The organism is Rhodoblastus acidophilus (assembly GCF_009720655.1).
In the GTDB taxonomy this organism is placed as follows: Bacteria; Pseudomonadota; Alphaproteobacteria; order Rhizobiales; family Beijerinckiaceae; genus Rhodoblastus; species Rhodoblastus acidophilus_A.
The window spans coordinates 122,753-134,764 of record NZ_WNKS01000004.1; the positions used below are offsets into that span (position 1 = coordinate 122,753).

Below are 12,012 nucleotides of genomic sequence, written 5' to 3' on the forward strand. Positions count from 1 at the left end.
CCAGGAGTTCCGCTGCTTCATCGCAACTCAAACGCCCCGTCCGATCGTGTCCCAGGCTGTGGTTTAGGACGATGGGAGAAAACCGCTTGCGAAGCGCGCCCATCATAGCGCCGTAGCGAGCGAGCGGCTTTCGGCGGCCACCGACGATTCTCCGGTTAAGTTCGGGTTGCGACACACCAACGCAACCGAGGAACCATCGATGACCGATGAGATGATGAACCTTCGCGCGCTCGTGGAAAAGGCCCCCGACGCCGATATCCTGCGCGAGATGATCGGCTTTGCCGCCAAGCGGCTGATGGAGATGGAGGTCGCCGGGCTGACCGGCGCCGACCATGGCGAGAAGAGCGCCGAGCGTCTCGCCCAGCGCAACGGCTATCGCCCGCGGGACTGGGAGACGCGGGCCGGCACGGTCGAACTGCGCATCCCGAAGTTGCCGAAAGGCAGCTATTTGCCAGGCTTTCTTGAGCCGCGCCGGATGGCCGAGAAGGCGCTGTGACCGCCGTCATCCAGGAAGCCTATATCCAGGGCGTCTCGACGCGCTCGGTTGACGATATGGTCAAGGCGATGGGCATGAGCGGCATTTCCAAGAGCCAGGTCAGCCGGCTGTGCGAGGAGATCGACGGCAAGGTCAAAGCCTTCCTCGACCGTCCGATCGTAGGCGACTGGCCCTATCTGTGGATCGACGCCACCTATGTCAAAGTCCGCAACAATGGCCGCATCGTCTCGGCGGCGGTAATCGTCGCGGTCGGCGCCAACGCCGATGGCCGCCGCGAAGTGCTGGGCCATCCGCCAATTGAACAAGACCCGTGCAAGCCTTTCCCTTCAACAGACCGGTTTTAGCACAAAGCCCAGTGCCGAAGCGCAACACCGGAATCGCCTCAAAGGCAGGAGCTTGCCCGGTCGGCGCCGGGCCCGCGATGAGTTCGGAGACGATCTCGGCGGTACTCTCAATACCACTCGAAGATTAGTTCGAGGTCAGTGTCGGCAGGCCCGTCCGGACTCGCCTCGCTCTGCACGGAAATCTTGTGAAACCTTCGTTTTTGCTTTTCGAGGAAGGACTCCCGGTTCATGGCGGGAATCGCCTTTCGCATTATTTCGGGCCAAATGGGTGAGCATTCGCGTTATTTCCGGCCAATTGTCGCACTTATTCCGGCCAAGGAATCGAGAAAACCCTTTGGAATCAGCCAGGGCATTCGCGGTTTATGTGGAAGTCACCAAGCCGGCAAACAAGAAGCCCCGCACGCGGCGCATGCGGGGCTTTCTTTTTAACGAAGCAAAAGCTCAGGCGGTCGCGCCCAAAGCCTTCACGCGGGCGCTCAGCCGCGAAACTTTTCGCGAGGCCGTGTTCTTGTGAACGATGCCCTTCTGGGCCGCGCGCATCAGGATCGGCTCGGCGGCGGCGAGCGCGGTCTTGGCGACGCCTTGATCGCCGGCGGCGATGGCTTCCTCGACCTTGCGCAGGAACGTGCGCATCTTGCTGCGACGCTGGCGGTTCACCGCCGTGCGGCGATCGATCTGACGAACGGCCTTTTTAGCCGATTTGGTATTGGCCATTGTGTTCCTCGGACAAATGCATGCCCAATCCAAGGGCCGCGCATAAAACCATGACGGCGCCGATTGCCGGCGCCGAGAGTGGACGCTTATAGGCAGGAAAACCCACAGTCGTCAACGCATGAATCTCAGCGATTGGCGAAACGCGCCTGACGCTTCTCGATGAAGGCGGCCATGCCCTCCTTCTGATCATCGGTTGCGAAAGCCGCATGGAAATTGCGGCGCTCGAACTTCACGCCCTCGGTCAAGGTCGTTTCATAGGCGGAATTGATGCAGTCCTTGATCTGCATGGCGATCGGCAGCGACATGGTCGTTATGAGCTTCGCCGTCCGCAGCGCCTCCTCCAGCAAGTGCTCCGAAGGGACAATCCTCGACACCAGGCCGCACCGTTCGGCCTCCTGGGCGTCCATCATCCGACCGGTCAGACACAATTCCATCGCCTTGGCCTTGCCGACAAAGCGGGCGAGCCGCTGCGTGCCACCCGCGCCCGGAAGAATGCCCAGCTTGATTTCCGGCTGGCCGAACTTGGCGTTTTCCGCCGCCAGGATGAAATCGCACATCATCGCGAGTTCGCAGCCGCCGCCAAGCGCGAAACCGGCGACAGCCGCGATCGCCGGCTTGCGGAAATGAGAAAGCCGCTCCCAGGTGCGGATGGCGTCGCCAAGATAGGCGTCCATATAGGTGAGGTGGTGCAGCTCCTTGATGTCCGCGCCGGCGGCGAACACTTTTTCGGAGCCCGTCAGCACCAGGGCCCCGATCTGAGGATCGTCGGAGAACGTCTCCAACGCCACGTTCAGCTCGTGAATCAACGCCGTGTTGAGTGCGTTCAGCGCTTTCGGACGATTGAGACGGATCAGACCGACGGCGTCGTGAACTTCAACGATGATGTTTTCGAAATGCATGAATCGCTCTCCCGGCTTCTCGCAGAACGCTAAAGAAGCCGAGAGGGATTGCAACACTCGTGCCGTCTGCGTGTTCGGTGAACCCCGTTCACCGAACACGCTCCGATTTCTGTAAACGCGTTTTCTTGACGCGAACCTTTATCCACTTCGCTTGAAAACGCTTCAGAGCCCATCGAACAGAGCCGTGGAAAGGTAACGTTCGGCGAAGGACGGAATGATGATCACGATGTTCTTGCCTTCTGAGCTCGGCCGCGCGCCGACCTGCAAGGCCGCCGCCACCGCCGCGCCGGACGAAATACCGACGGGAACGCCCTCGATGCGCGCGACCTGCCGCGCCACTTCCATGGCGGTGGCGCTGTCGATGGTCACGACCTCGTCGATCACGCCCCTGTCGAGAACAGGCGGAACAAAGCCGGCGCCGATTCCCTGGATCTTGTGCGGTCCAGGCTGTCCGCCCGAGAGAACAGGCGATTCCACCGGCTCGACAGCGATCATCTTCAAGCCGGGTTTGCGCGCCTTCAGGACGTCGCCGACGCCGGTGATGGTGCCGCCCGTCCCCACGCCGGAAATGACGATATCGACGGCGCCTTGCGTGTCGTTCCAGATTTCCTCGGCCGTGGTGCGGCGATGAATTTCGGGGTTCGCCGGATTTTCAAATTGCGCGGGCGTGATGGCGCCGGGCGTCGCGGCCACAAGCTCCGCCGCCTTGGCGATGGCGCCCTTCATGCCCTGCGCGGCGGGCGTGAGCACGAGCTCCGCGCCCAGCAGCGACAGCATCTTGCGCCGCTCGATGGACATGGATTCGGGCATCACCAATTGCAGCTTGTAACCGCGCGCCGCCGCGACAAAAGCCAGGGCGATGCCGGTGTTGCCTGAAGTCGGCTCGATCAAAACCGTCTTGCCGGGAGAAATCTTGCCTTGCGCTTCAAGCGCATCGATCATCGCCGCGCCAATCCGGTCCTTCACCGAAGCAAGCGGATTGAAGAATTCAAGCTTGGCGAGCAGCTTGGCCTTGACGCCGCGCTCGGCCGCGATGCGGTCGAATCGCACCAGCGGCGTGTCGCCGATCGTCTGCGTGATGGAATCGTAAATTTTTCCCCGACCCGGCTTGCCCGACATGGCGCTTCCCCCTGAATGAGTGCTGTAGCCTATCAAAGCTGACTGATATTGTCAGCTAACGTCGGTCCTTATGCCCGTCGAACCGAACCCGCCCGCGTCCCGCGCGGTCGAAGACAAGTGATCCACCTCCATGAGGCGCGCCTGGGGCGCAGGCGCGACCACCATCTGCGCGATGCGGTCGCCCCGCCGGACGACGAACGGCGCGTCGCCGTGGTTGATCAGGATGATTCCAACCTCGCCACGATAATCGCTGTCGATGGTTCCCGGCGCATTCAGCACGGTCACACCGTGCTTGAGCGCCAGCCCCGAGCGCGGCCGGGTCTGCGCCTCATATCCCGCCGCGATTTCGACGGCAAGGCCGGTGGGGATGAGCGCGCGACCGCCTGGCGGCAAAGTCGTCGGTGTGTCCGCCGGCACGGCGGCGAGCAGATCGAAACCCGCGGCGCCGACGCTTTGATACGTCGGCAGGGGCAAACCCGCGGCATGCGGCAAACGCTTGATCTTAAGCTCCACCGCGCTCCTCCTCGGCCGCATACATCTGTGCGAAATGCGCGACGAGGCGGCGGGCGACTTCGTCTTTCGCCAGTCTCGGCCAAGCCTGTTCGCCGTCAGGGGTTATGAGCACGACCGCATTCTCCGATCCGCCCATGACGCCGGTCCCCTCGCCGACGTCGTTGGCGACGATCAGGTCACAGCCTTTCTTCGCCAGTTTGGCGCGGGCATGGGCGACGACGTTTTCCGTCTCCGCCGCAAAGCCGATCACCAGGCGCGGGCGATTCGCGCCATGGCGCGCAATGCTGGCGAGAATATCGGGATTCTCGACCATTTTGAGCGCCGGCGGCCCGTCAAACCCCTTTTTGATTTTTTGGGCGGCGTCGGCCTCCGTTCGCCAATCCGCCACGGCGGCGGCGGCGATGAAAATGTCGCAGGGAAGGGTCGATTCGACGGCCTCGGCCATTTGGCGGGCGGTCTCCACCGAAATGAGCCGCACGCCCGCCGGCGGCGGCAGGTTAACGGGACCGGACACCAGCACCACCTCCGCGCCCGCATCGCGCGCGACCTCGGCCAGCGCATACCCCTGTTTGCCCGAGGATCGGTTGGCGATGTAGCGCACCGGATCGATCGGCTCATGGGTGGGACCGGCGGTGATCACCACTTTTCGGCCTGCCAGTGTTTTCGGGCGGTCGGCGAGCCGGGCGCGAAGCGCGGCAAAAATCTCTTCGGGCTCCGCCATGCGCCCCGGCCCGGATTCGCCGCAGGCCATGGGACCCTCGTTCGGCCCAACGAACGCCATGCCGTAACCGCGGAGGACATCGACATTCCGACGTGTGGCCGGATGGGTCCACATCCGCCAGTTCATGGCGGGCGCGGCCAACGCGGCCTTGTCGGAGGCCAGCAGCAGCGTCGAAGCGAGGTCATTGGCGAGCCCGTTGGCCGCCTTGGCGAGCAAATCGGCCGTCGCGGGCGCGATGACAATCGCGTCCGCCTGACGACTCAACTCGATATGGCCCATTTCGGTTTCGTCGGTGAGGGAGAACAGATCCTCATAAACCTTGTTGCCGCTAAGGCTGGCGAGCGACAAGGGCGTAACGAACTGCGCCCCCGCCTTGGTCAGAACAACCCGAACCTCCATTCCGGCGCCGCGCAGGAGCCGAATGAGCTCAAGGCTTTTGTAGGCGGCGATCCCGCCACCAACGATCAGCAGGATGGACGAGGCTTTCGCATGCATCGAAAAAAAACCTCAGCGCCAGAAGTGGACGGTGACCACGACCAGCAGGAGCGCAAAGCCGTAGCGCCAAAACCGGTTTCGCGACGCATTGGCCCGGGCCAGAGCCTCCACGGTGGGCGGCGCCAGAGTCAAGCCCTGGGTTGTCCAGGTTTCCAGTTGCTCCGAGATGCGCGCGCCGCGCGACAGGATCGCCGGCGCCTGCGCGGCGAGCTGCGCCACCGCCGCAAGCCCCTGCCCCGCATCGGCGAGCTTGCCCAGTGGGCCGAGATTTTCCTCGATCCAGGCGCGTACGACCGGCTCCGCCGTGGACCACATGTTCAGCCTCGGATCGAGCGACCGCGCCACGCCCTCGACCACCACCATGGTTTTTTGCAGCATCACCAGTTCGGTGCGGGTCTGCATGTCAAACAGCGCGGTGATCTCGAACAACAGCGACAACAGCTTCGCCATCGAGATGTCTTCGGCTTTTCGCGAATGGATCGGCTCGCCCACGGCGCGGATCGCCTGAGCGAAATCGGCGACCGGATAGGACGGCGGCACATAGCCCGCCTCGAAATGCACTTCCGCGACGCGCTGGTAGTTGCGGGTGATGAATCCGTAGAGGATTTCGGCGAGGAAGCGCCGCTCCTTCATGCCGAGCCGGCCCATGATGCCGAAATCCACGGCGGCCAGCCGACCCTCCTTGGTCAGGAACAGATTGCCCTGGTGCATGTCGGCGTGAAAAAACCCGTCGCGCACCGCATGGCGCAGGAAGGACTGAATGATCGTCCGCCCGAGTTTCGGCAGATCGACGCCCGACCGTCGCAGCGCCTCGACATCCGACAGCGGCGTGCCGTCGATCCACTCCAGCGTGAGCACTTCGCGCGCGCAAAGGTCCCAATCGACCTTCGGCACGAGAAAATCGTCGTCGCCATGGGTGTTGTCGGCATATTCCGAGGCGGCGGCGGCCTCCAGCCGGAAATCCATCTCCATTTTCATCGAGCGCGCCAGCGTCTCGACGACTTCGACGGGTTTCAGCCGGCGCGCCTCCGCCGAATATTTGTGCACGACGCGCGCGGCGAAGAACATGTCGGCGAGATCGCGGCGAAAGCGGCGCTCGATCCGCGGCCGGAGCACCTTGACGGCGACCCAGCGCTCCTGTCCGTCCGCGACAATCTTGGCGCGATGCACCTGGGCGACCGACGCGGCGGCCACGGGTTCGCTGAACTCCGCGAAAATCTGGTCGAGCGGCTTGGCAAAGGCGCGTTCGATGACCTCGACGGCGACCTCGCGCGGAAAAGGCGCCATGCGGTCCTGCAAGGCCTCCAGCTCGCGCGCGACCGCGACGCCGACCACGTCGGGCCGCGTCGCCAAGGTCTGTCCGAGCTTGACATAGGACGGCCCCAACCGCGCGATGGCGGGCGCGAGTCTTTGCAAGCCGCCGCCCTTGCGGGCGATCAGGCCGGCCAAAAACAGCGGAGCCCGCATTTCGAGGGGCAGGCCGGATGTATCGACGCCGGAAAAGACGCCTTCGCGCGCGAGGATGTAGCCGGCGCGCGCGAGCCTGACCACATGGCCGATCGAGGTTATCACTTAAGTCTCGACCTCAGAGCTTCCAGCCGGAATGAATGGCGACGACGCCGTTTGTCAGTCGCGTGAAGGACACGCGCTGGAATCCCGCCTTTTCGATCATGGCGGCGAAATCCTCGGCCGCCGGGAACTGGCGGATCGATTCCACGAGGTAGCGGTAAGGCTCGCCGTCGCCGGTCACCAGACGCCCAATCGCGGGAATCACCGAGAAGGAATAGGATTCATAAATCTTGGCGAGAACCGGGGTCTCGACCTGCGAGAACTCCAGGCACATGAACTTGCCGCCGCGCTTGAGCACACGATAGGCTTCGGCGAGGGCGCGGTCGATCCTCGGCACGTTGCGGATGCCGAAGGCGATGGTGTAGGCGTCGAACTCGTTGTCCTCGAAGGGCAGAGATTCCGCGTTAGCTTCGACGAACTCCAACCGGTCGGCCAGCCCCTTCTGCTCCGCGCGCTCGCGCCCGACGGCCAGCATGTCGCCGTTGATGTCGAGGACGGTGACTTTGGTCTTGGGACCGCCGGCCTGGACGACGCGGAAGGCGATGTCGCCCGTTCCGCCGGCGACGTCGAGATGGTTGAACGGCGCGGTTTTCGAGGGGTGCACGCGCGAGACGAACACATCCTTCCAGATGCGGTGGAGCCCACCCGACATCAGGTCGTTCATGATGTCGTAACGCTGCGCCACCTTGTGGAAGACGTCGTCCACCATCCCCTGCTTCTCGTCGAGAGGAACCTCGGAAAAGCCGAAATGGGTGTGCTGGTCGTGTGTCTCGCTGCTGGACGATTTGACGTCGATCATGGGAACCTCTTCTGCGCGCCGGACCATAGCGCGCCCTTTGCTGACTGGCTATTTATTCTGTTTGTCTCGTAAACTGAAGGGAAAGAGATGCCCGAACTGCCGGAAGTCGAAACAGTTCGCGTTGGACTGGCGCCGTTTCTGGTGGGTTCGCGCATTTTGCGCGTCGACTTGCGGCGAAAAGACTTGAGGTTTCCGTTTCCCGAGAATTTTTCGACGCGCCTCGAGGGGCGACGCATTGTCGCGCTCAACCGCCGCGCCAAATATTTGCTGGCCAACCTCGACGACGACCAGGTTCTGATCGCGCATCTGGGCATGAGCGGCTCGTTTCGGCTCGAAGCGGAGCCGGTTGGAGCGTTCAAATACCCGCGCAACAAGAATCCCGCGCATGACCACGTCGCCTTCTCGCTCGAAACCGGGCTCATGGTCTACAATGATCCCCGCCGTTTCGGGTTCATGACTTTGGCTCAAACCAGCGAACTTGCCGACCATCCCTATTTCGCGGGCCTTGGCGTCGAACCGCTCTCCAACGATTTCAGCGGAAAATCCCTGACGCAGCTGTTCGCCGGGAAATCCGCCCCTCTGAAATCTGCCTTGCTCGACCAACGCAACATCGCCGGACTGGGCAATATTTATGTCTGCGAGGCCTTGCATCGCGCCGGACTTTCGCCGATGCGCCCGGCGGGAAGCCTTACGGCCAAAACCGGCGAGACGCTCGCCCGCGCCGTGATGCAGGTTTTGCAGGAGGCGATCGAGGCGGGAGGCTCGTCCTTGCGCGACCACAGGCAAGCCGACGGCTCGCTTGGCTATTTCCAACACAATTTTCGGGTCTATGATCGCGAAGGTCAGGCTTGTGTGAGTCGCGCCTGCCAGGGAACGATCGCCCGGCACACGCAGAACGGGCGGTCGACGTTCTATTGCCCAATCTGCCAAAGTTGATGCTGCTGAACCTTAAATTCGGGCTACGCGCCAAACCCGCCGACGAGTTGCTCGTCGTTCATCAGGGGCGAAGTTTTCGGGTCGAAATCAAGCGGCTGGCGTCGGCCCGACGCTTCACGCTGCGTGTGCGCGCGGCGACGCAGGACGTGGTTTTGACGATTCCGGCGCGCTCGAACCAGCGGGACGCCGAGGGTTTTGCTCACCGCCACGCCGAATGGATCGCGCATCGCATGGCGCGGCTCCCGGAGCGCCAGTTGTTTGCGCCGGAGGCCGAGGTCCCGTTTCGCGGCGAGACGCACCGGTTGATTCATTCCGTCCAGTCGCGCCCTGGCGCAGGCAAGACCGGACCCGTCTGGATCGACGCATTGCAGCAGCCCGCCGCGATTTGCGCAGGCGGCGATCCCTCGCATTTCGAACGACGGATGACGGATTTCTTCCGGCGAGAAGCGCGCCGCGATATCGAAGAGGCGGCGCGCCGCCATGCCGCCACGGTGGGACGCGCGCCGATTTCAATCACCCTGAAGGACACGACGAGTCGGTGGGGCTCGTGCTCGGCGAGGGGCGCGCTGAATTTTTCCTGGCGCCTCATCCTGGCGCCGCCGTTTGTGCTGGACTATCTGGTCGCGCATGAAATGGCGCATCTGCGCCATCACAACCATTCAGACGAATTCTGGAGCCTGACGAAAAGCCTGTGTCCCGCGACCGCCAAGGCGGAAGCGTGGCTCAAGCTTTATGGCGCGCAATTGCACCGCTACGGTCGCAAGGGCCCAAGCGTCAGCGCCGGATGAACGTGAGATAGACGGGGCGGCGACCTTCGCGCAGCGCCTTGTCTTCGTAGCGTGTGCCGGGCCAGTTGGCGTAAGGCGTCAGCCATTCGGCCTCGCTGTTGGCCGGCCAGATGAAATCCGCCGAGCGCAACACCCGCGCGAGCGTCCAGCCGACGTAATCGTCGATATCCGAGGCGAAACGCAATTCAGCGCCCGGGCGCATCGCGCGGGCCAGCCGCGCCAGCATGCGATCGGAAACGAAACGCCGCTCCTTGTGGCGCCGTTTCGGCCAGGGGTCGGGATAGAGGATGCAGACGCCCGACAGGCAGCCCGCCGGCAGCGCGTCGATCAAGTCTCCGGCGTCGCCGGGGTGGACGCGGATATTGCGCACGTCTTGCGCATCGATCAGGGCCATCAGCTTGGCCACGCCGTTCACGAACGGCTCGCAACCGAAGTAGCCGCGGTCCGGATGCGAAGCGGCGTCGGCGGCGAGATGTTCGCCGCCGCCGAAGCCGACTTCAAGACGGAGATCGTCGGGATGGTTGGCAAAGAGCGCGGCAGGGTCGGAGAGCGGCGCCGAAAGATCGATTTGAACTTCCGGCAGGAGGGTTTCCATCAAGCCCGCCTGATAGGCGCGCAAGGTCTTGCCCTTGCGACGCCCAAAAAACGCGGACTCGCGGTGTGCGAAGGTCTCGCTCACGCTTTGCTCTAGAGCACTTTCACGTTTCATGGAAACATGAAAGTGCTCTAGATTTTTGTTTTCACGCGTTTTCTTCACGCGAACCGGCATCCACTTAGCTTGAAAACGCTCTAACTTCAGGCGAAATGCGCCTTGAGCTTGTCGACGAGGTCGGTCTTTTCCCAGGTGAAACCACCGTCCGCGTCGGGCTGGCGGCCGAAATGGCCGTAAGCCGAGGTGCGCGCGTAGATCGGCTTGTTGAGCTGGAGATGCTCGCGAATGCCGCGCGGCGACAGGCGCATGATCTTGAACAGCACCTCTTCGAGCTTGGCTTCGTCGACCTTGGCGGTGCCGTGGGCGTCGACATAGATCGACAGCGGCTCGGCGACGCCGATCGCATAGGCGAGCTGGATGGTGACACGGTCGGCGAGACCCGCCGCGACGACGTTTTTGGCCAGATAGCGCGCCGCATAGGCGGCGGAACGGTCCACCTTGGTCGGGTCCTTGCCCGAGAAGGCGCCGCCGCCGTGCGGAGCCGCACCGCCGTAGGTGTCGACGATGATCTTGCGGCCCGTCAGCCCGGTGTCGCCGTCGGGGCCGCCGATGACGAACTTGCCGGTGGGGTTGACGTGCCAGACGGTGGCGTCGGTGACCCAGCCCTTGGGCAGGACGGAGAGGATGTAGGGTTCGACGATGCGGCGCACGTCCTCGGAGGTCAGGCTCTCATCGACATGCTGCGTCGACAGAACGATCTGGGTGACGCCAACGGGCTTGCCGCCGACATATTTCACCGTGACCTGGCTCTTGGCGTCCGGTCCGAGCTTCGCGGCCTCACCTTCCCTAGCTTTACGCGCCTTGGCCAGCACTTCCAGGATCTTGTGAGAGTAATACAGCGGCGCCGGCATCAGCGACTCGGTTTCGTTGGTCGCGTAACCGAACATGATGCCCTGGTCGCCCGCGCCCTCGTCCTTGTTGCCCGCGGCGTCAACGCCCTGGGCGATATCGGCCGACTGAGCGTGGAGAAGGATCTCGACCTGGGCGTTCTTCCAGTGGAAGCCATCCTGCTCGTAACCGATGTCCTTGATCGCTTCGCGGGCGACTTGCTCGATCTGGGCGTGGGTGAGCTGCGGACCGCGCACTTCGCCGGCGATGACGACGCGGTTGGTGGTCACCAGCGTTTCGGCGGCGACGCGAATCTGGTACGGATCGACGCCGGCTTTGGCACCTTCTCGATAGAACAAGTCAACAATTTCGTCGGAAATACGATCCGCGACCTTGTCCGGATGTCCTTCAGAAACGGATTCACTGGTGAACAGATAATCGCTGCGCGCCACAACTCATCTCCATCATACGCAAGACCAGTCTTCAGCTGGTTGCCGGAATGCTCGTCGCTCTCGCCGGGTCAGACCCGCAAGCGCCGGGACGAAGCCAGAAACCCACTGTCCTTATAGGGGGAGCGTTCGTTTCGTCAAGCCTTTGCCGTTCTTTCGTTCGATAAAACGAACGACTCAAGAGCGATTAGGCGCCCTCGCCCTCGGCAAGCGTGACAATGAGATCGACGATGCGCTTGCGAACCTTCGCATCGGTGATCCGCGCGAAGGCGCGGTTCAGGCTGAGGCCCTCGGCCGTCATCACGAAATCGCTGGCGTATCCTTCCTCCGGGCTGCTTTCGGCGAAACCGCCGTTCACCGCGCCTTCAGAGACTGGAGCGCCCTTGAAGAAATAGGCCAGAGGGATGTTCAAGGTTTCCGAAATCTGCTGCAACCGGCTTGCACTGATCCGATTGGTGCCTTTTTCGTATTTTTGCACCTGCTGGAACGTCAGGCCAAGGGCTTCGCCCAGTCTTTCCTGGCTCATTCCGATCATCATCCGCCGCATGCGCACGCGCGCCCCAACGTGACGATCAATTGGATTAGGGACTTTGGTCACGGCGTTCTTCCGTCCTAGCGTTTGGCCCTATT

Annotated in this window: 13 protein-coding genes and 1 pseudogene; 4 read left to right on the forward strand and 10 right to left on the reverse strand. The window is 62.9% G+C overall.

Annotated elements, in window-relative coordinates; genetic code table 11:
- Positions 1–199 precede the first annotated feature (199 nt).
- A pseudogene (locus GJ654_RS06840) lies at positions 200–783 on the forward strand (IS256 family transposase); the annotation flags it as partial.
- 285 nt (positions 784–1,068) lie between these two features.
- A complete protein-coding gene (locus tag GJ654_RS06845) occupies positions 1,069–1,269 on the forward strand; it encodes a hypothetical protein (RefSeq protein ID WP_155445391.1) in 201 nt (66 codons plus the stop codon).
- Between the two features lie 12 nt (positions 1,270–1,281).
- Here the strand turns inward: GJ654_RS06845 and rpsT are convergent, their stop codons facing one another.
- From rpsT to ubiE, 7 genes are all read right to left on the reverse strand, one after another.
- Positions 1,282–1,554 (reverse strand): 30S ribosomal protein S20, encoded by a 273-nt coding sequence (gene rpsT / locus GJ654_RS06850; RefSeq protein ID WP_155445392.1) that lies wholly within the window; start codon positions 1,552–1,554, stop codon positions 1,282–1,284.
- Positions 1,555–1,679: 125 nt separating this feature from the next.
- Positions 1,680–2,453 (reverse strand): enoyl-CoA hydratase, encoded by a 774-nt coding sequence (locus tag GJ654_RS06855; RefSeq protein WP_155445393.1) that lies wholly within the window; start codon positions 2,451–2,453, stop codon positions 1,680–1,682.
- Positions 2,454–2,615: 162 nt separating this feature from the next.
- Entirely contained in the window at positions 2,616–3,572 is a 957-nt protein-coding gene (gene cysK, locus GJ654_RS06860; protein ID WP_155445394.1) for a cysteine synthase A, read from the reverse strand.
- Positions 3,573–3,623: 51 nt separating this feature from the next.
- Positions 3,624–4,106 (reverse strand): dUTP diphosphatase, encoded by a 483-nt coding sequence (dut, locus tag GJ654_RS06865; RefSeq protein ID WP_155445395.1) that lies wholly within the window; start codon positions 4,104–4,106, stop codon positions 3,624–3,626.
- Positions 4,075–5,301 (reverse strand): bifunctional phosphopantothenoylcysteine decarboxylase/phosphopantothenate--cysteine ligase CoaBC, encoded by a 1,227-nt coding sequence (gene coaBC, locus GJ654_RS06870; RefSeq protein ID WP_155445396.1) that lies wholly within the window; start codon positions 5,299–5,301, stop codon positions 4,075–4,077. The genes dut and coaBC overlap by 32 nt, the downstream gene beginning before the upstream one ends.
- Before the next feature lie 12 nt (positions 5,302–5,313).
- On the reverse strand, positions 5,314–6,873 hold the full coding sequence (ubiB, locus tag GJ654_RS06875) for a 2-polyprenylphenol 6-hydroxylase (protein ID WP_264586163.1): 1,560 nt from the start codon (positions 6,871–6,873) through the stop codon (positions 5,314–5,316).
- A gap of 13 nt (positions 6,874–6,886) precedes the next feature.
- Positions 6,887–7,669: a bifunctional demethylmenaquinone methyltransferase/2-methoxy-6-polyprenyl-1,4-benzoquinol methylase UbiE gene (gene ubiE / locus GJ654_RS06880; protein ID WP_155445397.1), complete on the reverse strand. Its 783-nt coding sequence runs from the start codon at positions 7,667–7,669 to the stop codon at positions 6,887–6,889.
- A gap of 87 nt (positions 7,670–7,756) precedes the next feature.
- Between ubiE and mutM the strand changes: the two genes are divergently transcribed.
- Together mutM and GJ654_RS06890 are read left to right on the forward strand one after the other, a co-directional pair.
- On the forward strand, positions 7,757–8,605 hold the full coding sequence (gene mutM / locus GJ654_RS06885; RefSeq protein WP_155445398.1) for a bifunctional DNA-formamidopyrimidine glycosylase/DNA-(apurinic or apyrimidinic site) lyase: 849 nt from the start codon (positions 7,757–7,759) through the stop codon (positions 8,603–8,605).
- On the forward strand, positions 8,605–9,393 hold the full coding sequence (locus GJ654_RS06890) for a M48 family metallopeptidase (RefSeq protein WP_155445399.1): 789 nt from the start codon (positions 8,605–8,607) through the stop codon (positions 9,391–9,393). The genes mutM and GJ654_RS06890 overlap by 1 nt, the downstream gene beginning before the upstream one ends.
- On the opposite strand, the gene trmB is transcribed toward GJ654_RS06890, so the two are convergent.
- The 3 genes from trmB to GJ654_RS06905 form a co-directional block, all read right to left on the reverse strand.
- On the reverse strand, positions 9,380–10,102 hold the full coding sequence (gene trmB, locus GJ654_RS06895) for a tRNA (guanine(46)-N(7))-methyltransferase TrmB (RefSeq protein ID WP_155445400.1): 723 nt from the start codon (positions 10,100–10,102) through the stop codon (positions 9,380–9,382). The two genes, GJ654_RS06890 and trmB, sit on opposite strands and share 14 nt — an antisense overlap.
- Positions 10,103–10,188: 86 nt before the next feature.
- Positions 10,189–11,385 carry a methionine adenosyltransferase gene (gene metK / locus GJ654_RS06900; protein WP_264586165.1) on the reverse strand — a complete coding sequence of 399 codons (1,197 nt, stop codon included), beginning with the start codon at positions 11,383–11,385 and terminating at the stop codon, positions 10,189–10,191.
- 184 nt (positions 11,386–11,569) lie between these two features.
- Positions 11,570–11,980, reverse strand: a complete 411-nt coding sequence (locus GJ654_RS06905) for a helix-turn-helix domain-containing protein (RefSeq protein WP_264586166.1) — start codon at positions 11,978–11,980, stop codon at positions 11,570–11,572.
- Positions 11,981–12,012: the final 32 nt, after the last annotated feature.

Bases quoted from the DNA above. Each gene is read 5' to 3' on its own strand.
- GJ654_RS06845 (WP_155445391.1), top strand. From the start codon at position 1,069: ATGGCGGGAATCGCCTTTCGCATTATTTCGGGCCAAATGGGTGAGCAT.
- rpsT (WP_155445392.1), bottom strand. From the start codon at position 1,554: ATGGCCAATACCAAATCGGCTAAAAAGGCCGTTCGTCAGATCGATCGC.
- GJ654_RS06855 (WP_155445393.1), bottom strand. From the start codon at position 2,453: ATGCATTTCGAAAACATCATCGTTGAAGTTCACGACGCCGTCGGTCTG.
- cysK (WP_155445394.1), bottom strand. From the start codon at position 3,572: ATGTCGGGCAAGCCGGGTCGGGGAAAAATTTACGATTCCATCACGCAG.
- dut (WP_155445395.1), bottom strand. From the start codon at position 4,106: ATGCGGCCGAGGAGGAGCGCGGTGGAGCTTAAGATCAAGCGTTTGCCG.
- coaBC (WP_155445396.1), bottom strand. From the start codon at position 5,301: ATGCATGCGAAAGCCTCGTCCATCCTGCTGATCGTTGGTGGCGGGATC.
- ubiE (WP_155445397.1), bottom strand. From the start codon at position 7,669: ATGATCGACGTCAAATCGTCCAGCAGCGAGACACACGACCAGCACACC.
- mutM (WP_155445398.1), top strand. From the start codon at position 7,757: ATGCCCGAACTGCCGGAAGTCGAAACAGTTCGCGTTGGACTGGCGCCG.
- GJ654_RS06890 (WP_155445399.1), top strand. From the start codon at position 8,605: ATGCTGCTGAACCTTAAATTCGGGCTACGCGCCAAACCCGCCGACGAG.
- trmB (WP_155445400.1), bottom strand. From the start codon at position 10,102: ATGAAACGTGAAAGTGCTCTAGAGCAAAGCGTGAGCGAGACCTTCGCA.